Origin of the sequence: Mangrovimonas futianensis, from assembly GCF_021245805.1 — a bacterium.
GTDB lineage: Bacteria > Bacteroidota > Bacteroidia > Flavobacteriales > Flavobacteriaceae > Mangrovimonas > Mangrovimonas futianensis.
In genome coordinates this window covers 65,319-84,189 of record NZ_JAJJNF010000010.1, presented here as the reverse complement: position 1 = coordinate 84,189, position 18,871 = coordinate 65,319, and the positions used below count along the sequence as shown (strand labels likewise).

Here is an 18,871-nt window from a genome sequence, read left to right as displayed (position 1 = left end):
TTTTAGATAAACCTTCAGTTATGAAAAAATGGCCCCTAATTTGTTTGTTTTTACCAATATGGTTACACGCCCAAGAACTTTCTGATGATAGGGATTCTGAGGAGGTAGAATACATTATTATTCAGGGGGATTCCATTCCTAGAACTGCCATAGATTTGGAGGAAGTACTTTTACTTCAAAAATTGAAATTTGATAGTAGGGAAGACAGACGGGCTTATTTGATACTTAGAAGAAAAACCATAAAGGTCTATCCGTATGCCAAAATGGCTTCTGAAAGGTTACAAACACTCAATGAACGCTTGGAAATGATGACTTCCAAAAAGGACAAGAGAAAGTATACCAAACTCATTCAAAAATATCTCGAGGAGGAATTTACCGAAGAATTAAAAAACCTTACCCGTACTGAAGGTCAAATTTTAGTAAAGTTAATTCATCGGCAAACAGGAGAAACGACGTTTGAGTTGGTAAAGAGTTTACGAAGTGGTTGGAGAGCCTTTTGGTATAACAGCACAGCCAATTTGTTTAGTATTTCTTTGAAGGAAGAGTTTAATCCTGTAGATAGTAAAGAAGACTACTATATTGAGGATATTTTGCAACGTAGTTTTCAAAATGGGGTGTTAGAATATCAAGAGTCTGCTTTGGATTTTGATTATTTTGAACTAACAAATAAATGGGTTAAAAAGGCGACCAAATAAGCATGCGTATCCAATCTCCATTAGAAGAAAAGTTCAATGCCTATACTCATGGAATAGGAGCTTTACTGGGAATAGTCGGTTTGATATTGCTCATAGTTTTTGACAACCACAAAACAGAATATAGTTTGTTTAGTGTGATTGTTTATGGCATCACCCTCATTGTTTTATTTTCTTCATCAACTTTGTATCATGCAGTTCAGCATGAATCCAAAAAGCATTATTATCGCATTTTAGACCATATAAGTATCTACCTGTTGATTGCAGGTACTTATACGCCCATTTGTTTAATTACTTTGGAAACGAGTAAAGGTTGGACTCTTTTTATCATAGAATGGGTCATAGTGGCTATCGGGAGCATTTTAAAAATCTTCTTCACTGGAAAGTATGAAGCGATTTCACTCATTTTATATTTAGTTATGGGTTGGCTTGTTGTATTGGACTATGGTTTTTTATCGGAGGCTTTAAGCTATAACGGATTATTGCTTTTATTTTCAGGAGGTCTCTTTTATACCGTTGGAATCGTGTTTTATGCCATAGAGAAAATACCATATAACCATGTGATTTGGCATTTGTTTGTTTTGGGTGGGGCTATAAGCCATTACCTGATGATATTATTATACGCGATTTAAGGTTTGATCACGTCTTTATACTCTTCAAAAAAGGCTTCAAATAAAGTCATTTTTTCACTGAAAAATTCCATGACCTGTTGCCAAGTATTTTTATTGTGAATCGAAACTTTGGCTTCCAGCGGAACATAAATCCGAGATATTTCTTTTCCATTTTCAAGATAAAAGACCTCTTCATATATGGCATCGGGTAGATAATCTTCTGTTAAGATACTCTTTAGAGCGACTAGTTTCTCCCAGCATTCAATTCGGTTTTCCAAATCATCTTCCAAGTCCAGTGAAACAAAAGCTGATTTGGTATCAAAATAGAATTTAAAACTCAATCCTTTGATTTTGGTATGGTACAAAATCCATTTTCTAGGGAAGGACTTTCCAAAACTGGTCCAAAAGGTTTCTCTTAAATATCTGGATTCTTCTTTAGAAAACAAGGTTTGATGTTATTTTAAAATTGGTATAATACGTTTTTCGATCATTTTTGAATCGTCTTGCCAGTCATTCTCCCTGTTGTCTTTCCAATTGGTGACCATTAAAACGGTTCCTTCTTGGTCAATGACAATATATTTGGACATTCCATTAATGTTCTCAAAGGTGTCTGGAGTAATTTCATCTAAAAAGGCTTTATATTTCTTGTTACTACGCTTGCCGTAACTATCCTTTAGAATAACTACCTGAAAATCTTTGTTGGCTTCTTTTTTGATTTGATTTAGAAAGGAAAGGGCATTGGTTGCATTTCGATCATCCTCTTTTTCAATTAAAAGAACATAAAAATCTAAATTATAATCTTCAGCTAATTTGATGGCATTGGGGAGGTGTTTGATACAAGGGGCACACCAAATAGCAAATGAAAATACCAAAGTCTTATCTTTTTTTGTGTTTTGGGAGAGGCAAATAAGATCATTCTTATCTACTTTATAGATATCATTAAAAGAGCTCTTTTCCAGAACACAGTCAGGTGTTTGTGCTCGTCCAGCAACCCCCAAAAAAAATAGTAAACAGAAAATAGATAAGTGATTCATTTCGGAATTATATGAAATATGCTAAAACAAATCCAAAGATAATGGATAGCAATTTAGTAAGATTAAAAGAATGGCCTTGATTGCTTTCAAACAAAATAGTCGTTGAGATATGTAGGAAGATACCAATCACTAAGGCATTAATATAATTGATGGCTCCAAGAGGAATCAAACCACTATATGATACAAGGGTTCCAAGAGGTGTCATGACGGCAAAAACACTTAGAAAAATAATAATTTGGAAACGACTGTATTCTGCATGCAACAAAAAGGTTGTGATCAACATGGCGATAGGTATTTTATGGATAAATACCCCATAGACCATGGTTTCATGATGGTGAATGGGAAAGCCTTCCAAAAAGCTATGCAAACACAAACTTAAAAAGAGCATCCATGGAAATTGGTGATGATCACCATGTAGGTGGATATGTCCATGTTCGGCACCTTTTGAGAAAAATTCTAAAATGATCTGAATCAAAATTCCTCCCATAATACAAGTTCCTACCACGACCTTATCTAAATGCTCATAAACCTCGGGTAGCAAGTTGAACAAAGTGACAGCCAATAAAAAGGCACCACTAAATGACAACAATAATTTTGAGAATGTTGTTTTTTTATGATTGGTAGCCAATACAATACCTACGCCCATAAAAACGGCCAAAATGGGTAAAAAATATTCTATCATTTAAATATCATGATTAGTCGTTCAGAGCTAGATTCATAGTACTTTCTTAGTTTATAATCACCAAAAACATCCAATAAATAACAACCAGCTTCTTCAAATAGCGCTTCAAAATCCTTTAGTGTAAGGGCCTTGACGCGTTCCTGGAAATGGTAGTTCTTATTTTCAAATTCAAATTCAATGTCTTTGAAAATATGTCCGTCCTTGACATATCTTTTTAGATAAAAATCAATACCATTAACCGTTTTTTTGTCTTCAGTAATTAAATGATTTGCAACAAAAGAAACATTCATGAAATCAATCACCCCAAATCCATAGTCGTTTAAATCTTGCTTGATGGCTTTGATGGTTTTAAGATTGTCCTCTTCCTGATCAAAATACCCAAAGCTTGTAAATAAATTAAAAACTGCATCAAATTTTTTAGGATAAGGGTCACACATATCATGAACTTCAAACTTCAAAGAGTCCGTTTCAAACTGTTTGGCATAGGCAATACTTTTTTCAGATAAGTCAATTCCCGTTACTTGATATCCTAAATTATTCAAATACACCGAATGCCTTCCACGTCCGCAGGCCAAATCCAAAATACCTGCTTGCTCCGGTAAATTAAGGTATCCGGTAAGATTATCCATAAAAAGTTGAGCCTCATGATGATCCCTATCTTTATAGAGAATGTGGTAGAATGGGGTGTCAAACCAAGAAGCGTACCATTGTTGTGTATGTTCTGCCATAGTATAATGGGGTTTTCAAAATTCTAAAGAATTTTGAATCAGGCTTTCACAAGTCGCTTTTTTAGGCAGAAATTCCGCCAAAAAAAAGCTCCAACAAGTGTTCAATCCTTAACCCGACTAAAAAAGATTAACTAAGCCACAAAAATATGGTATTTTTGCTAGCAATTAAAAACCCAATATGGATAATAATTTTAAAATGGTGGCCAAAACCTTATTTGGTTTTGAAGATTTACTAGCCAAAGAGTTACTACAGTTAGGAGCGATGGATATTGAGAAAGGTGTGAGGAATGTAAGCTTTGTAGGGGATAAGGGCTTTATGTATAAGGCGAACTTGGCGCTTAGAACCGCTATCAAAATATTAAAACCCTTAAAGACATTTCACATAAGAAGTGAACAGGATCTTTATGATGCAGTATATAAAATGCCCTGGGAACGCTATTTAAAGCCGACTGGAACTTTGGCTATTGATGCAACAGTACACTCTAAAGTTTTTACGCATTCCAAGTTTATAGCGCTAAAAACCAAAGATGCTATTGTGGATAGATTTAGAAACCAATCTGGCGATAGACCCAATATCGATTTAAGATTCCCTGATTTAAAAATTAATGTTCATATTGACAGAAACCTTTGTACCATTTCTTTAGATTCTTCGGGTGAATCGTTGCACAGAAGAGGATATAAAACAGCTACCAACATAGCACCTATCAATGAAGTTCTGGCAGCTGGATTGATTATGATGTCTGGTTGGGATGGACAATCCAATTTTATGGACCCCATGTGTGGTAGTGGAACCATGTTGGCAGAAGCGGCTATGATTGCCTGTAACATTCCGCCCAATTTAATGCGTAAGGAATTTGCTTTTGAACGCTGGCAGGATTGGGATGTTGATTTGTTTGAAATGATTGAAGAGTCCCTATTGAAGAAAACAAGAGATTTTCACCATAAAATGATTGGGTATGATAAATCGCCTTCAGCAGTTAGAAAGGCTATCGACAATATTAAGAATGCCCATTTGGATGAGTTTATAACTATTGAACACCAAGATTTTTTCAAAACGGAAAAACCTATGGATGGAAAACTTCATATGGTTTTTAATCCGCCGTATGGAGAGCGTTTGGATATTGATATGGAAAATTTCTATAAGAATATTGGTGATACCCTTAAACAAAGTTATCCAGGTACAGAAGCTTGGTTCATAACCTCCAACCTAGATGCTTTAAAACATGTGGGACTTAGACCATCAAGAAAGATTAAGGTTTTCAATGCCAAATTGGAGTCGAAATTGGTGAAATATGAAATCTACGAGGGCAGTAAAAAGGCAAAGTACCAAGATTAACTATTCTTTAAGCTAAATAACTTTAAAACGGTTCTTAGTTGTAAATTATCATGGGAATTTGGCATTCAAGAACGGGAAGTTTGAGCATGTATATCGACGCAAAATGTTCCCGATAACAATTAGCTATTCTTCTTCGGTTATTTTCTTTTTATCTTTTTTAAAGAAAGGAATGAGATAAGATACATTGTATCCAAAACCAAATCCGAAGTTACTACTGTCATAAGTACGCTGATATCCCGGAATGTATAGGTTTTCAAAACCAGATGGCTCATCTTGGGTAACCAGATATTTGAATTGCACATTGACGCCCATATAGATGTTATTGAACACTTCTACTTTAAGTCCCGCAATAACTTCTCCCCAAATAGCAGAAAGTCCCTTGAACTCTTGTTCTTCATTATTGGTAAATTGGGGTTGCCAATATTGATCTGTGGAATACACCCCATAAGAATGAAGCGTTTGTCTAAATGAACTAGCTCCAACACGAAAGCCAAGGTAAATCATGTTTTCCATGCCATACCAATTTTCGTAGGCATTCCAGTCGGCTCCAGCTTTAAAATAGGTCCCTTGAGTGGTGACATCTAAATAATCATTGTCTTGGGTGCGCTTGTTTTCAGCGCCTATTTCTCCTGCCAAGTACCATTTTCTGGTAAGACGGTAATCTCCCATAACCTCAAAACCAGTGTAATCATCCTCAACAAATGGTCTTATAAACTTGCTTACATCAACTCCCAATCGCAACCCATAAGTCTCTTTTATCTTTAGCGAATCAGATTTGGGCTCCTCGACAATCAAAACATTTCCTTGAACTTGTTGTCCGACTAGACTGTCATTTTGCGCAAACATTGAAAATGAAGCTAAAGCAATACAAAAAATATTAGTGATATATCTTAACATGAATGTCTTGTTCGTTTTCTATTGTCATATTGTCCTCGGCATATTGGATGGCTTGTATCCAGTTATCACCATCGTTAACTGGGGTTACAGTCAAAAAAGCAAAATTGGTTTTATAGCCACAAGCCCTTGAAACATATTCTGTTTCTCTTTGGTAGGAAATGGTAATAATGTCTTCATTTCCCTCAATGAAATCATCACTAGGGTCATCAGGTGTATCATTATCATTTACCGAGTAATCCCTAATCAAACTATATTGCGTTTGATCCTCAGTGGTTTTCAAGGGAAGGTAAATTTCGTTTAATGGACTACTTCCTGAATAGGTTGCTAAATAATCATCATTGCCAATACCTTGAACGCGCAACCCAACAACATTTTTTGGCGTATCGGAGTTGATCAAATCGATATCGTAAAAACCTATATAAAGCCTTGGAGTAGTTACTTTGCCTTCATCACAGATGTCATCTCGTTCGCAATTAGACGAAACGACCATCAAAAGAAGAAGTAAAAAGAGTTTTTTCATAGTTATTTTATTCGTTCTAAAAGTACGACATTTTCAACGTGATGTGTTTGAGGAAACATATCTACTGGTTGTACCTTGATCACTTTATAATCTTCAGCCATAAGAGCCAAATCTCTTGCCTGTGTAGCACTGTTGCAACTTACATACACGACGCGTTTGGGTGCTATTTTTAAAATTTGGGCAACCACATCTTTGTGCATCCCGTCTCTAGGAGGATCGGTTATGATGACATCTGGCTTGCCATGGGTTTTAATAAATTGGGCGTTGAAAACCTCTTTCATATCGCCAACAAAAAAGTCAACGTTTTCAATGCCGTTAAATTGTGCATTGGCTTTGGCCGCAGTGATAGCATCCGGTACTGCTTCAACACCTATAACTTTTTTGGCTTGTTTAGCTACGAACTGAGCTATGGTTCCGGTCCCTGTATATAAATCATAAACCAATTCTTCACCCGTTAGTTGTGCAAAGTCACGGGTTACTTTATAAAGCTCGTAGGCTTGATTGGAATTGGTTTGGTAAAAGGATTTAGCATTGATTTTAAAACGCAAACCTTCCATTTCCTCAAAAATATGATCTCTACCTTGGTAGCAAATGACTTCTTGATCGTAAAGGGTGTCGTTAGCTTTTTGGTTTATCACATAGAGCAATGATGTAATCTGTGGAAAGCTTTCTGATATATGGTTTAGCAATGCTTCTCTTTGTTCTTTTTTGTCCTCAAAGAATTGAACAAGCACCATAATTTCTCCTATGGAAGAAGTCCTGATCATTAATGTTCTGAGCAGTCCGGTTTGGTTTCGAGTATTGAAAAATTCCAAACCATGCTCAGTTGCAAAGGATTTGATAGTGTTTCTTATATCATTGGAGGGATCCTCTTGAAGCCAACATTTTTTGATATCCAAAATCTTGTCCCACATACCTGGGATATGAAAACCTAAGGCATTTTTATTGTCAAAATCCTTTTCAGAATTGATTTCCTTTTCAGTTAGCCAGCGACTATCACTGAATGAAAATTCCATTTTATTTCTATAAAAATAGACGTCCTTAGAGCCTAATATTTTGGTAGTTTCGGGTAATTCGAGATGACCGATTCTTTTTAGGTTGTTTTCTACCTCATTTTGTTTGAATTCCAATTGGTATTGGTAATCCATGTTTTGCCATTTACAACCGCCACAAACACCAAAATGCTCACAAACGGGTTCGGTACGTTTAGACGAATATTTATGAAAATGGATGGCCTTACCCTCGTAATAGGCACGACGTTTTTTAAAGGTTTGGATGTCTACCACATCACCGGGAACCGCATTTGAAAGGAAAATCACCTTTCCGTCTGAAGCTTTAGCGACTGCCTTACCTTTGGCTCCTGCATCAATTACTTCAACTTCAGTAAATATGTGTCTTTTGTTTTTTCTGGCCATGGGGCAAAAATAGAATAATTGATAGGATTTTCTCTAAAAATCATTCAAGATTCCTTAATTTGCGAACCTCTTAGGGATGATTTCTCTCCCACGCTGAATTTTCGAAACTTCGAAGGAATAAAGGTAGAGAAGGAATGGTTATTTTTTTCATACTAAAATTTTATTAAAATGGCTGTTTTAGACCAATTGACTTCGCAACAAGCGATAGCATTAGAAGACCAATACGGCGCCCACAATTACCATCCGCTACCTGTAGTATTAAGTAGAGGAGAAGGGGTATATGTTTGGGACGTAGAAGGTAAAAAGTATTATGATTTTTTAAGTGCCTATTCGGCTGTAAATCAAGGGCATTGTCACCCACGTATTGTAGGAGCTTTAACCGAACAAGCACAAAAGCTAACCTTAACTTCAAGGGCTTTCTATAATGATATGTTAGGACGTTATGAAGAGTTTGCTTGCAATTATTTCGGGTTTGATAAATTATTACCGATGAATACCGGTGCCGAAGCTGTTGAAACGGCCCTTAAAATATGTAGAAAATGGGCTTATGAGGTTAAGGGTATTGATGAGAATGAAGCAGAAATTGTAGTTTGTAAAAACAATTTTCACGGACGTACCACAACGATTATATCCTTTTCAAACGACCCTGTAGCTAGAAAAAACTTTGGTCCTTATACGGACGGATTTATCAAAATAGATTATGATAATCTGGAAGCACTAGAAGAAACTTTAAAGTCAAATCCTAAGGTCGCTGGATTTTTAGTAGAACCTATTCAAGGAGAAGCAGGCGTTTATGTACCATCTAAAGGTTATTTAAGTAAAGCCAAAGCTCTTTGTGAAGCCTATGGTGTTTTGTTTATAGCTGATGAGGTGCAGACAGGAGTTGCCCGTACTGGGAAATTATTGGCTGTAAATCATGAGAATGTTACCCCAGATATCTTGATTTTGGGGAAAGCTATGAGCGGTGGTGTCTATCCTGTGAGTGCTGTTTTGGCTAATGATGACGTTATGAAAGTAATTAAGCCAGGAACTCACGGAAGTACTTTTGGAGGGAATCCTTTGGCTGCTGCTGTAGCCATGGCTGCCTTGGAAGTTGTTAAGGATGAACAATTGGCAGAGAATGCTGAACGCTTGGGTGATTTGTTCAGAAGTGAATTAGACAAATACATTCAAACCAGTCAAATTGTGAATTTGGTTAGAGGTAAAGGGTTGTTAAACGCCATTGTCATCAATGATGATGAGGAAAGCGAGACAGCTTGGAACATTTGTTTGAAACTTCGTGATAACGGACTTCTTGCTAAACCTACCCATGGTAATATTATTCGTTTTGCACCTCCGTTAGTTATGACGGAAGAGCAATTATTGGATTGCGTTAGTATTATTATCGAAACTCTTAAAGAATTTGAATCTTAAATTGAAAAGCGACCCGAGGGTCGCTTTTTTTAAAACTTTTTGGTGACTAAATGTTTGGGAGAAGATCCATCATTAACAATGACAAAATCGATGACACCTAAAATCAATTCTTCATTTGTGATCACTTCCACTTTCCATTCTCCTTCTTTTACATTGGCTTTGTAGGTATAACCTCTAAAGCCTTCATCACGCCCTCCTTGGATATCATATCCAATATCTTCTACAATTTCCCATTCCTCAGTTTTGGGATTGTACCACTTCCAGCGGTGGATAATATATTTTTCCAATTCGGTTGGTGCAAAAACAGATGAAAACACATAGACTCGTTCACCTGGCCTATGAGCATAAGTCAAGCGGTGTTCTCGCCAAAAGATGTGTTGGGCTTTCCTTTTTTCGAATGTCACAAAATACTTATGGTCCTTATTTTCTATGTTGTGAGCTACAATTCCGTGATTTAGGGCCAAAGGTACTGGTGGAATTAATTTAAAATAATAAAAGGTGTTGATGGTTATGTAAATCCCAAAAATTAACACCAATAATCTAGGTAGTTTGACTTCGGCGCGGGTGGTGGGACTCACTTTATAAATGAAAAGAATGAGAAATAAGGTGCACCCCAAACTCATGGCTCCCGAAAACAAAAAAACATTTGGATTCATCTCTTTGATAAACACAGGAACCATGAAGGTAAAGAATGTAAAGCTTATAAAGAAATAAACACTAAACTGTAAATTTTTATTGGAAATACGTTGCTTTAAAAACTCATTGGCAAATAGTAGAATGACTAATATAATAAAGAATGATGTCGTTTTTGATAGGGAGACACTTCTTGAAAAATAAATCACATAGGCACTAGAAAGTGCTCCAAAGAAAAATTGAATTGCCAAAGGGAAGTAGGTTTCAAAACGCTCTAAAAAGGTACCTTTCCACTTGCCATCATCTGCAACGTTAAAAAGATAAAGTGTTATGCTCACCAAAGTCATATGGGAACATAAAACAATCATATCATAAAGTCGGTCAATACGACCCAATGTAAGCGAGTCAAATATAAAACCACCTATAAAGAAAATGACGGGAGCTGATTTTTGGTGCCTTTGTATAAAACGACTGAACGCACTTCTTCGATACTTAACCAAAAATCTTTTCATATAGGGTATTTATGCAACTAAGATAAAGAAATGAATATGAAATAAAATTTAAAAAATGACTGGAATTATTTTTGGACTCTATGGATCTCTCTAAGATGTCAAATTGAAGTTTTCTATTCCTTTAAATTTAGTTTTTTTACCACTCTTGCTGGGTTACCTACTGCTAAAGAATCTGCGGGAATGTCTTTGGTTACGACAGAACCAGCACCTATAACCGAGCGGTCTCCAATTGTCACACCAGGGCAAAGGGTTGCGTGCCCACCAATCCAACATTCTTCTCCTATGGTCACAGGACTACAATCTTCCCAAACTCTACGTTCTTTAATATCTAAAGGATGTCTTGCGGTATAAATATGAACTCCTGGGGCAATCAATGTTTTTCTGCCTATGGTTACCCGAGCCCCATCTAAAATAACAGCTCCAAAATTGATAAAAACACCTTCTTCAGCAAAAATGTTATCTCCATAATCGCAATAAAAGGGAGGTTCTAAATGAATGTTTTTAGCTGAGTTTGGACATAATTCATGAATGGTTTCTTGAAATCTATCGGTATAATATTCGGTAACATTCAGCTTGTGTAAAATCCTTTTTACCTTGGTTCTAATGCTAATCATTTCCTCACAATGTGCATCATATGGCTCACCAGCCATCATTTTTTCTTTCTCGGTTTTCATTTAAGACGTATTAAGTGTCCCTATAAATTTAAAACCTTTAGACTAAAAAAGATACTTGAAATAATTAAAAATTATTCTTTAACCGAAGGCATGTCTGTAAATGGTTCAATACCAAAAGAAGGGTATATTTCTTTCGGATAATAGAAAGTCCCACCTTTTGATACCATGGAAACAGTTTTAATGGCTTTAAGGTCTTCTACAGGATTACCGGGAACCAAAAAGAAGTCTGCCAAATATCCTGGTTTAATGCTTCCCAGATTTTTATCACCCAGATATGCAGCCATGTCATAAGTTGCTAGTTTTAACAATTCGGCTGGTGTAAAGCCTAACTGTTGGTATAATTCCAATTCCCGATGGAAAAAGAAAGAGCCACCCATGTCTGTTCCAGGTATTATTTGTATGCCTTTATCTTTCATAAGAGTCAGGGTCTCAATAATTTTTTTGAACGCCCCTTTATAAGCTTCATCATCCTCACTGTTGGTAACTTCAGACCATGCAACTTTATAGCTTCTTTGTTCTGCGGGAGGTAAATGAGATATAAAGTCAACAGTACCTGGGGAGATGGTACCATTTCTTCCTAGAAGTAAGGCTTCATGAATAGCCAAAGTAGGATCTATGGCTGTATTGTTTTTGATAAACAAACCGATGGTTTCTTGCACTTGCTCACTGTTTAAATCAATTTGCGGAAATCGCTTCATAGCGGTGAGCCTGAGTAACGTTCGTGTGTCCTCATCTGGTTCTAAAACCCAACCTAACATAGTTTGGTTGATATGGGTCATTTCATCAAAACCTGCATTAAGCATAGCGTTGGCATTTGAGAAGGCCGGCACGTGACCGCATACAAACATGTCATATTCATGGGCTTTTTTAACTAATTCTGGAGCCCAATCACCATTCATACTGTTGTATAATTTGATACCATAAAACCCTTGGTTGTGATAGGTATCAATAGCCTCCAAGGCTTCTTCCAAAGAGGATACCAAAATACCACCATTACTATTATAAGGACTTTTACCTTCAATAAAACCCAATCTGTGAATTCTTGGTCCGGCCAATAATCCAGAATCAATTTTTACCATCAAATTTGTGAGAACGTCATTATGGTTTCCCATATCTCTAAAGGAAGTCACGCCTGCCAATAGGTTAAGAAGGCCTTGTCTTTCACCTGTGTGGGCATGCATGTCATACATACCGGGTATAAGGGTTCCACCATTACCATCTATTACAACTTCATTTTCCCTAACTGTATCAGGGGCATCAATACTCAAGATTTTGTCACCTTCAACTACTACAGACACCATATTGGATAAATTTAAAGTTTGCGGATCAAAAATCTTCACTTGTTTAATCCTAACCTTTTTGGGATAGTTGTGGGCGTAAGATTTTTGTAAATCGGTAAACCGTTGGGCTTCGTAGGTTTCTGAAAGATCAATCATTTTTTGTGTGAAGTCCTCATAGCCTTCCTTAATGATGACCGTATGGGAAGAAATAGTAGCAAATAAATTTTGCTGGTCATCCATCACAAAATAGCTTGGGTTCATGCTGTTTCCTGAAATGGAATAGGACGCCAATTTTAAATTTGTGGTATCTCCTTCCAATTGAATGGGTTCTATTTTTTGGAGAGAAATTGTACCTTGGGGTAAGACAGGTGCTTTTTGATCTTTTTGACGCAATAGATGTCTTGCCATCAAAAGCATGGAGTAGGGGCTGCCATTTTGATTTGAATAGAATGGTGGAGAAGTCGTTTTCAAGCTATCTGAACCGGTGGCGTCTGTCCATCTAGCCCATTTATTTTCGTACTCAAACTGCTCATTTACCTGATTGCCAAAGGTGGTATTACCTTCAATATGCCATGAAAGAGGTAGGCCTTCCGTATTTAAAATAAGGGATTCTTTGAGAGAGGGTCCACGACCATTATTTTTATAGTCAAAATCAACATGGATGGTATCGCCCGAAGTCTCGGTTTTCAAATATCCAATTTTGGCGCCGTAATTTATGACGGAATAAGCTTCGTTTCCCTGATGGTTGGAAAGAGAAGTTATAGCTTTTTGTTTATCCTGTTTACAGGAGAGGATACTAATTCCTAAGAGCAGGGAAATATAAACTTGAATCTTCATAGATGATTGGTTTTTAGGATCTTGAAGATACGTAAAAATAATTTCCCTCTTTAAATAGTTTTAAATTGATTTGAAAACCATTGAAATCTAAATTTTTTGTTCATCAACCCATTTGCCAGTTTTTGGAGATTGGTATGAAGCCATGGTTTCAAATAAAATGTTGATTTCACTTTCAATTATCACCATAGATTTATTGTCTTCAGATAGAAAACCCTCTTGAGCCATGGTTTCTACATGGTTTATTAAGTGATTGTAATAGCCATTGGTATTTAAAATACCTAAAGGTTTTTGATGGAGTCCTAATTGGCCCCAAGTGAGCATTTCAAAATATTCGTCCAAAGTTCCGAAACCTCCCGGCAAGACAATAACACCATCACATAAATCATTCATTTTTGATTTTCTTTGGTGCATAGTATCGGTTAAGATCAATTCTGAAATACCCTCATGAGCAATTTCTTTAGATCTCAAAAAATTTGGAATCACCCCTATGACTTCGCCGCTTTCAGAAAGCGCACCATCTGCAACGGCTCCCATTAATCCGATATGGGCACCACCATAGACCAAACCAATCCCTTTTTGGGCAAGGGTTTTACCTAATTGGAAGGCTTCTTGTTTATAAATGGCATCATTTCCTAAACTGGAACCACAAAATACAGACACTCGTTTCATGTTATTTACTTTTTCACGAAAGTTAGGAAATGACTATCAAATTGTTGAAATCCTTGGATTAAATTTTAGGATTATTTTCCATGATATTCCATGTTTGGTAGAGGAGTATGATTCTTTAAATAATTATCAAACCAATTTATAACCTGTTCGTTGACTTCATCTCTATGTTCTGAGATACCGTGGTCACCTCCCTCAAACATAATCAATCTATAGGGGATGCGATATTTTTCAAATTCTAAGGCAAGCGTGAGGCTTTGTTCTGGCTTGACTCGCCAATCGGCATTACCATGTAGCATTAAAATTGGGACTTCTTTAGAGAATTTGTCAGCCCACTTAACAGCTGATCGTTTTTCTAACTCAGCCTCTTTATTAGTTTTATAGTTGGGTATCAATTCAGCTAAAACTCCAGACTCCATGTCTGGCCTGTCCTTTATGGTGGAGAAGTTATTGGAAACAGCCCCTCCAACGGCTGCCGCCTTTATATTGTTCATTTGGGTAAGGGCTATGTAGGTCATCATACCACCTCGACTCCAGCCGTACATGCCAATATTCTCAATATCGGCCCCTTCAACTTCTTTTAATACTTCGGGTAAAATGGTAATGTCGTTGACATCACTGCCGCCAAATTCTTCTTGTCCCTCGCTACCGCCGTTACCTCTGTACTGACTTGCAATGACCACGTAACCTTCCTTGGCGATTTGGCCTAATGTCATAATTCCGTGAGCTATTACTAATGAACCAAAATCCCTGTTTCCACCTCGATTATAGATTACACAAGGATAATTTCCTTGTTTTTTGGGCTTTACTAAAAGACCGTTTACTTTTAGACCGTCACTTAGGTAAGTAATACTATAAATATCAATACTATCGATGTATTTAAAAGCTTCTTTCCATTCTATTTTTCCGTTGATATTCTCGGTAAGTCTTGAATAAATAGGTGTTTGGGAGAAGTCAGAAATTAAGTTCTGTTTTAATAGAAGCTTGTTTTCCTGTGCCTGACAGGTTGTAAGTATCAATAGAAAAATTAAAGCGTTTAGGTATCTCATCCGTATATATTTTAAGGTTATGTCGTCAAGTAATTTAAGAGAAGTCTGATAAATAATTGGAAAGACTTTGGTATGTAATAACTTACTTTTAAAATGAGACGATAAGTCCTACAGTTTGTTACAATTTTTGTGTGATGAAATTGATTACCTAAATTTCTATTAAGATAAAAGGGTAGTTTAACATGAATTAAATTTAGTTAACGAAAATTTCTATTTCTTTTCGATTTGTTTTGTTTTAAGTGGTAAATGTGAATGATACAAAAAATGAACCCAGAGATTACCAATGGTCCAGAATTCAATAAAAATCCATAAACAATATAAACAGCGCTTGAAATTAAATGCCAAAAACGAAAATGCTCCATTTCCTTTTTGGTTGCGGCAAAAAAGCCAGCTGCGATGGCTATATAGCCTATTGCTTCAATGATTAATTTCATTCGTTCAATTTGTTAAGGACTCTTTGTTTATAATCTAATTCGGTTAATTTTTGTTCAATGTTTTTTAGTTCGTTTAGAAAATTTGGACTATCAGCTAATAAGTTCTCGATAATCATATTTTGTGTATGCCACAATTCTTCGAAATCCACCAGTTCGGTTTTTGCTTTTGGAGATAAGGTCAAAATGGATTTTCTTTTATCAATTTTATCAACGTTGGTGATAATATATCCATTTTTCTTCATCTTGTTGATAATCTTCACAATTGCTGGATGAGAAAGTTGTAGTTTCTCTGCCATATCTGAAATGGTCAATTCCTCATTTTCTTGAAGTAATCTAAAAATAAGGTTCCAGTTAGGTTCGATATCCATGCCTTGAATTTTGTATAAATCTCTCGTACTATATAACAATAAATCACTCAATCTCTTGATCCTACTAGTAAAACCTTCTATATGTAACTTTTCTAAAAAGTCTTCCATTTTTTTAAATTTATTTAACTGGTTACGCAAATGTAAATAATAAAACGTAACCAGTTACTTATATTTGTTTATTTTATGAAAAATTTAATTCGTTTAAACTCTTTTGCTTATGTGAAAATATCCCTTGATACTTACTGTAACAATTACGTTCTAGGGTTGGCATTAAACCAAAAAACGAATATCTTCACGGCTTTAAATTTTGTACATGGCAAAAAAAGTATTTGTATCAGGTTGTTTTGATATGTTGCATAGCGGACACATCGCTTTCTTTAAAGAGGCTGCTTCTTATGGAGATCTTTATGTGGGCATTGGCTCAGATGCCACCGTTTTGGAGCTCAAGGGCAGACATACTATTAATTCTGAACAAGAACGAATGTATGTAATTGATGCCATCAAGCACGTCAAAAAAGTCTTTGTCAATAAAGGTTCAGGTATTTTGGATTTTGATGAGGATTTAAAGGACCTGCAACCAGATATTTTTGTTGTTAATGAAGATGGCTATTCACCTGCAAAAAAGGAGCTTTGTGACTCCTTAGGTATTGATTTTAAAGTATTAAAGCGTATACCTGATGCGGGCTTACCTGAGCGTTCCACTACTGCCATTAGAACCGAAGGAAATTGTACGCTGCCCTACCGAATAGATTTGGCAGGCACTTGGATCGATCAACCCTATGTGTCCAAATTCCATCCAGGATGGGCGCTTACCATTTCACTGGAACCTACCATAGAATACAATGAAAGGTGCGGCATGTCTACCTCCACAAGAAATGCGGCCAAAAATATATGGCCCTATTATCTTCCTTTGGAAAAACCAGAAAAACTGGCTGAAATCCTGTTTAAGTTTGAGAATGATCCCGGGTCTTCCATTATATCAGGGGCTCAGGATGCAATTGGTATTTGCATGCCTGGATTGGTTAGGCATTACTATGACAATGATTATTGGCCCAAGAAATTTCAATCCATTCACTCAGAATCAATTTTATCTTGGTTGGAAGCTCACCTTTGCATGACCTTATTATGGCCGCGAGAAAAGGGATTAGATCTTCTGTCAGAAACCTATATCAACGAAACCAATGTGAAGGCATTAGCACAGGCTGCAGATCAAGTTTGGGATGCCATATTAGCTCAAGATTTAGATAGGTTTGCTCAAGGATTTTTAGATTCCTTTAAAGCCCAAACAACGATGTTTCCTAACATGTTGAATGACCGTATTGAACAAGAGATTGCCAAGTATAAAGATCAAGCTTTAGCTTGGAAACTGGCCGGTGCGGGCGGTGGTGGGTATTTGATAATGGTATCTAAGGAACCCATACCCGGAACCATGCGAATCCATATCAGAAGGAAAGATTCCCACCTATAATACATTCTTTTTTAGAAGTTTCTTATGGTAAGCAGCATAAAGGGCTATAACTAAAAAACATATCAGAGGAACTACATATGAAAAAGACACATTTTGAAAATCTATTAATGAACCTTGCAGCGGTGTTAATATAGCGCCGCCAAGGATGGCCATTATAAGACCAGAAGCTCCTACTTTGGTTTCTTCTTCGTTTAATCCTTCACAGCCCATTCCGAATATAGTAGGGAACATTAACGACATGCAGGCTGAAATGGCAATTAATGATACTGCACCTACCATGCCTCCAATTAGAATAACATTTAAACTGAGTAAAATAGCAACTATGGCCACTACAAACAAGAGTTTGCTAGCAGCAATTTTATGCATTAAAGAAGTGAAAATCCATCGAAATATACCAAAGCAAATCAAGGCAACGGTATGATATTGTAAGGTTAATTCCTGTGAAGCACCTATCTGTTCGGGTAGATAGAAATTAGTATAAGTCCAAACAGAAATCTGTGCCCCTACATAAAAAAATTGGGCCAATACGGCAAAGCGGTAGTTACTTTTGCGCAACAATTGACCAACCGTTTGCTTCATATTTAAAGCCGTCGTCGCTCTTTTTAAATCGGGCATTTTTGTAATGGCAATTAATACCCAAACCAATATGAGCACACTACCAACAATTAAATAAGGATAAATAATAACTCCGAGTGTTTCTTTTATTTCATGAGCAGGGATGGCTAAATCTCCTTGGGTATTGGTAGGTAACTGGGCCATAATTAGAATTTGACACATAAACACACCTAAGATGGAACCCACAGGATTGAAGGACTGTGCTAAATTCAATCGCTCTGTTGCTGTTTCTTTTGGGCCAAGAAGCAGAACAAAAGGGTTGGCATTTGTTTCTAAAATACCCAAACCACAGGCAAGAATGTAAAAGGATAGACAAAAGTAAAGGAAGTTTTGGGCGAGGGTAGCAGGATATAGTAAAAAGCACCCAGCGATGTAAAGACCTAAACCGACTAATACACCTATTTTAAAAGAATACCTCTTCGATATCAGTGCTCCTGGTATAGCCATACAAAAATAGCCAAAGTAAAATGTAAATTGAATTAAAGATGCTTGAAAGGTGCTTAGTTCGCCGAAGACGTTTTTAAAGACCTTCACTAGCGGATCCGTAATGTTGTTTGCCAATCCCCATCCCATAAAACACAGGGCCAGAAGAAAAAATACGAATCTGTTTTTCTTGGGTAATATTGAGTGACTTATGTTAGTATTCATAGAATTAGAAGCAATCAGAAAGTGAAAAAATACGCTCCATTTTCTTCCACTTGTCTGAAGAGGAGTCCAGTCTTTGTTGGTAGGCATCCATAAGTAGTTCCCATTCTTTTTGCCCAGGCATATCACCTAGTTTAGACATTTGAACATCCCAATCAAACGAGTCTTCCGTATCAACAATCATAAATAACCGGTTTTCCCATCTAAAGATTTCCATGTTTAAAATACCAATGGCCTTTATGCCTTTTGGAATGTCCATCGGAATGTTGTTAGGTTGATGCCATTCTTCATATTTCTGAATAAGTTCTTCGTCTGGCTTTAGGTCTAAGGTAAGACAATGTCTCATGAATGCTTTTATGATA

General features: G+C 36.5%; 21 protein-coding genes. 5 read left to right on the top strand and 16 right to left on the bottom strand.

The features are described 5' to 3' along the window. Positions 1-20: 20 nt before the first annotated feature. Positions 21-695 carry a DUF4294 domain-containing protein gene (locus LOK78_RS15260; RefSeq protein ID WP_232635498.1) on the top strand — a complete coding sequence of 225 codons (675 nt, stop codon included), beginning with the start codon at positions 21-23 and terminating at the stop codon, positions 693-695. Between the two features lie 2 nt (positions 696-697). Beyond that, complete coding sequence (gene trhA / locus LOK78_RS15255) at positions 698-1,324, top strand: PAQR family membrane homeostasis protein TrhA (RefSeq protein WP_232635497.1); 627 nt, start codon at positions 698-700, stop codon at positions 1,322-1,324. Here the strand turns inward: trhA and LOK78_RS15250 are convergent. Genes LOK78_RS15250 through LOK78_RS15235 form a run of 4 tightly spaced genes read right to left on the bottom strand, consistent with a single transcriptional unit; the run spans position 1,321 to position 3,747 of the window. Beyond that, on the bottom strand, positions 1,321-1,749 hold the full coding sequence (locus LOK78_RS15250) for a DUF4268 domain-containing protein (RefSeq protein WP_232635496.1): 429 nt from the start codon (positions 1,747-1,749) through the stop codon (positions 1,321-1,323). The two genes, trhA and LOK78_RS15250, sit on opposite strands and share 4 nt — an antisense overlap. Positions 1,750-1,758: 9 nt before the next feature. Continuing rightward, positions 1,759-2,337 (bottom strand): TlpA family protein disulfide reductase, encoded by a 579-nt coding sequence (locus LOK78_RS15245; RefSeq protein ID WP_232635495.1) that lies wholly within the window; start codon positions 2,335-2,337, stop codon positions 1,759-1,761. Between the two features lie 7 nt (positions 2,338-2,344). Further along, entirely contained in the window at positions 2,345-3,019 is a 675-nt protein-coding gene (locus tag LOK78_RS15240) for a ZIP family metal transporter (protein ID WP_232635494.1), read from the bottom strand. After that, positions 3,016-3,747 carry a class I SAM-dependent methyltransferase gene (locus tag LOK78_RS15235; protein WP_232635493.1) on the bottom strand — a complete coding sequence of 244 codons (732 nt, stop codon included), beginning with the start codon at positions 3,745-3,747 and terminating at the stop codon, positions 3,016-3,018. The genes LOK78_RS15240 and LOK78_RS15235 overlap by 4 nt, the downstream gene beginning before the upstream one ends. Before the next feature lie 178 nt (positions 3,748-3,925). Here LOK78_RS15235 and LOK78_RS15230 point away from each other — a divergent pair, with 178 nt between their 5' ends. Next, entirely contained in the window at positions 3,926-5,083 is a 1,158-nt protein-coding gene (locus LOK78_RS15230) for a THUMP domain-containing class I SAM-dependent RNA methyltransferase (protein WP_053970063.1), read from the top strand. Between the two features lie 123 nt (positions 5,084-5,206). On the opposite strand, the gene LOK78_RS15225 is transcribed toward LOK78_RS15230, so the two are convergent. The 3 genes from LOK78_RS15225 to rlmD are packed head-to-tail and all read right to left on the bottom strand — an operon-like array spanning position 5,207 to position 7,915. Further along, positions 5,207-5,980 carry a DUF6048 family protein gene (locus tag LOK78_RS15225; RefSeq protein ID WP_232635492.1) on the bottom strand — a complete coding sequence of 258 codons (774 nt, stop codon included), beginning with the start codon at positions 5,978-5,980 and terminating at the stop codon, positions 5,207-5,209. Continuing rightward, the gene (locus LOK78_RS15220; protein WP_232635491.1) at positions 5,961-6,500 is read right to left on the bottom strand and encodes a DUF6452 family protein; all 540 of its coding nucleotides are present in this window, start codon (positions 6,498-6,500) and stop codon (positions 5,961-5,963) included. Before LOK78_RS15220 ends, LOK78_RS15225 begins: the two co-directional genes overlap by 20 nt. A 2-nt stretch (positions 6,501-6,502) precedes the next feature. After that, a complete protein-coding gene (rlmD, locus tag LOK78_RS15215) occupies positions 6,503-7,915 on the bottom strand; it encodes a 23S rRNA (uracil(1939)-C(5))-methyltransferase RlmD (RefSeq protein ID WP_232635490.1) in 1,413 nt (470 codons plus the stop codon). 168 nt (positions 7,916-8,083) lie between these two features. Here rlmD and rocD point away from each other — a divergent pair, with 168 nt between their 5' ends. Next, positions 8,084-9,328 carry an ornithine--oxo-acid transaminase gene (rocD, locus tag LOK78_RS15210; RefSeq protein WP_232635489.1) on the top strand — a complete coding sequence of 415 codons (1,245 nt, stop codon included), beginning with the start codon at positions 8,084-8,086 and terminating at the stop codon, positions 9,326-9,328. 29 nt (positions 9,329-9,357) lie between these two features. On the opposite strand, the gene LOK78_RS15205 is transcribed toward rocD, so the two are convergent. From LOK78_RS15205 to LOK78_RS15175, 7 genes are all read right to left on the bottom strand, one after another. Then, positions 9,358-10,473, bottom strand: coding sequence for a DUF2914 domain-containing protein (locus LOK78_RS15205; RefSeq protein WP_232635488.1), 1,116 nt, complete (start codon positions 10,471-10,473; stop codon positions 9,358-9,360). Between the two features lie 113 nt (positions 10,474-10,586). Next, positions 10,587-11,147, bottom strand: a complete 561-nt coding sequence (locus tag LOK78_RS15200) for a sugar O-acetyltransferase (protein ID WP_166961888.1) — start codon at positions 11,145-11,147, stop codon at positions 10,587-10,589. Between the two features lie 71 nt (positions 11,148-11,218). Then, positions 11,219-13,264 carry an amidohydrolase family protein gene (locus LOK78_RS15195; RefSeq protein ID WP_232635487.1) on the bottom strand — a complete coding sequence of 682 codons (2,046 nt, stop codon included), beginning with the start codon at positions 13,262-13,264 and terminating at the stop codon, positions 11,219-11,221. A gap of 87 nt (positions 13,265-13,351) precedes the next feature. After that, positions 13,352-13,933 (bottom strand): LOG family protein, encoded by a 582-nt coding sequence (locus LOK78_RS15190; RefSeq protein WP_232635486.1) that lies wholly within the window; start codon positions 13,931-13,933, stop codon positions 13,352-13,354. A gap of 71 nt (positions 13,934-14,004) precedes the next feature. Continuing rightward, complete coding sequence (locus LOK78_RS15185; RefSeq protein ID WP_232395643.1) at positions 14,005-14,979, bottom strand: alpha/beta hydrolase family protein; 975 nt, start codon at positions 14,977-14,979, stop codon at positions 14,005-14,007. 197 nt (positions 14,980-15,176) lie between these two features. Beyond that, on the bottom strand, positions 15,177-15,413 hold the full coding sequence (locus LOK78_RS15180; RefSeq protein WP_232395642.1) for a YgjV family protein: 237 nt from the start codon (positions 15,411-15,413) through the stop codon (positions 15,177-15,179). Further along, the gene (locus LOK78_RS15175; RefSeq protein ID WP_232395641.1) at positions 15,410-15,889 is read right to left on the bottom strand and encodes a MarR family winged helix-turn-helix transcriptional regulator; all 480 of its coding nucleotides are present in this window, start codon (positions 15,887-15,889) and stop codon (positions 15,410-15,412) included. The genes LOK78_RS15180 and LOK78_RS15175 overlap by 4 nt, the downstream gene beginning before the upstream one ends. 205 nt (positions 15,890-16,094) lie before the next feature. On the opposite strand from LOK78_RS15175, the gene LOK78_RS15170 reads away from it, so the two are divergent. After that, positions 16,095-17,249 (top strand): FAD synthase family protein, encoded by a 1,155-nt coding sequence (locus tag LOK78_RS15170; protein WP_232635485.1) that lies wholly within the window; start codon positions 16,095-16,097, stop codon positions 17,247-17,249. Here LOK78_RS15170 and fucP read toward each other — a convergent pair. Together fucP and LOK78_RS15160 are read right to left on the bottom strand one after the other, a co-directional pair. Next, positions 17,244-18,512 carry an L-fucose:H+ symporter permease gene (gene fucP, locus LOK78_RS15165; protein WP_232635484.1) on the bottom strand — a complete coding sequence of 423 codons (1,269 nt, stop codon included), beginning with the start codon at positions 18,510-18,512 and terminating at the stop codon, positions 17,244-17,246. The genes LOK78_RS15170 and fucP overlap by 6 nt on opposite strands. Positions 18,513-18,516: 4 nt before the next feature. After that, positions 18,517-18,855: an L-rhamnose mutarotase gene (locus LOK78_RS15160; RefSeq protein ID WP_232635483.1), complete on the bottom strand. Its 339-nt coding sequence runs from the start codon at positions 18,853-18,855 to the stop codon at positions 18,517-18,519. Positions 18,856-18,871 lie beyond the last annotated feature (16 nt).

What these genes read in the sequence shown, in the direction of transcription:
- LOK78_RS15260 (WP_232635498.1), top strand. Translation starts at nt 21, where the DNA reads ATGAAAAAATGGCCCCTAATTTGTTTGTTTTTACCAATATGGTTACAC.
- trhA (WP_232635497.1), top strand. Translation starts at nt 698, where the DNA reads ATGCGTATCCAATCTCCATTAGAAGAAAAGTTCAATGCCTATACTCAT.
- LOK78_RS15245 (WP_232635495.1), bottom strand. Translation starts at nt 2,337, where the DNA reads ATGAATCACTTATCTATTTTCTGTTTACTATTTTTTTTGGGGGTTGCT.
- LOK78_RS15240 (WP_232635494.1), bottom strand. Translation starts at nt 3,019, where the DNA reads ATGATAGAATATTTTTTACCCATTTTGGCCGTTTTTATGGGCGTAGGT.
- LOK78_RS15235 (WP_232635493.1), bottom strand. Translation starts at nt 3,747, where the DNA reads ATGGCAGAACATACACAACAATGGTACGCTTCTTGGTTTGACACCCCA.
- LOK78_RS15230 (WP_053970063.1), top strand. Translation starts at nt 3,926, where the DNA reads ATGGATAATAATTTTAAAATGGTGGCCAAAACCTTATTTGGTTTTGAA.
- LOK78_RS15225 (WP_232635492.1), bottom strand. Translation starts at nt 5,980, where the DNA reads ATGTTAAGATATATCACTAATATTTTTTGTATTGCTTTAGCTTCATTT.
- LOK78_RS15220 (WP_232635491.1), bottom strand. Translation starts at nt 6,500, where the DNA reads ATGAAAAAACTCTTTTTACTTCTTCTTTTGATGGTCGTTTCGTCTAAT.
- rlmD (WP_232635490.1), bottom strand. Translation starts at nt 7,915, where the DNA reads ATGGCCAGAAAAAACAAAAGACACATATTTACTGAAGTTGAAGTAATT.
- rocD (WP_232635489.1), top strand. Translation starts at nt 8,084, where the DNA reads ATGGCTGTTTTAGACCAATTGACTTCGCAACAAGCGATAGCATTAGAA.
- LOK78_RS15205 (WP_232635488.1), bottom strand. Translation starts at nt 10,473, where the DNA reads ATGAAAAGATTTTTGGTTAAGTATCGAAGAAGTGCGTTCAGTCGTTTT.
- LOK78_RS15200 (WP_166961888.1), bottom strand. Translation starts at nt 11,147, where the DNA reads ATGAAAACCGAGAAAGAAAAAATGATGGCTGGTGAGCCATATGATGCA.
- LOK78_RS15195 (WP_232635487.1), bottom strand. Translation starts at nt 13,264, where the DNA reads ATGAAGATTCAAGTTTATATTTCCCTGCTCTTAGGAATTAGTATCCTC.
- LOK78_RS15190 (WP_232635486.1), bottom strand. Translation starts at nt 13,933, where the DNA reads ATGAAACGAGTGTCTGTATTTTGTGGTTCCAGTTTAGGAAATGATGCC.
- LOK78_RS15185 (WP_232395643.1), bottom strand. Translation starts at nt 14,979, where the DNA reads ATGAGATACCTAAACGCTTTAATTTTTCTATTGATACTTACAACCTGT.
- LOK78_RS15180 (WP_232395642.1), bottom strand. Translation starts at nt 15,413, where the DNA reads ATGAAATTAATCATTGAAGCAATAGGCTATATAGCCATCGCAGCTGGC.
- LOK78_RS15175 (WP_232395641.1), bottom strand. Translation starts at nt 15,889, where the DNA reads ATGGAAGACTTTTTAGAAAAGTTACATATAGAAGGTTTTACTAGTAGG.
- LOK78_RS15170 (WP_232635485.1), top strand. Translation starts at nt 16,095, where the DNA reads ATGGCAAAAAAAGTATTTGTATCAGGTTGTTTTGATATGTTGCATAGC.
- fucP (WP_232635484.1), bottom strand. Translation starts at nt 18,512, where the DNA reads ATGAATACTAACATAAGTCACTCAATATTACCCAAGAAAAACAGATTC.
- LOK78_RS15160 (WP_232635483.1), bottom strand. Translation starts at nt 18,855, where the DNA reads ATGAGACATTGTCTTACCTTAGACCTAAAGCCAGACGAAGAACTTATT.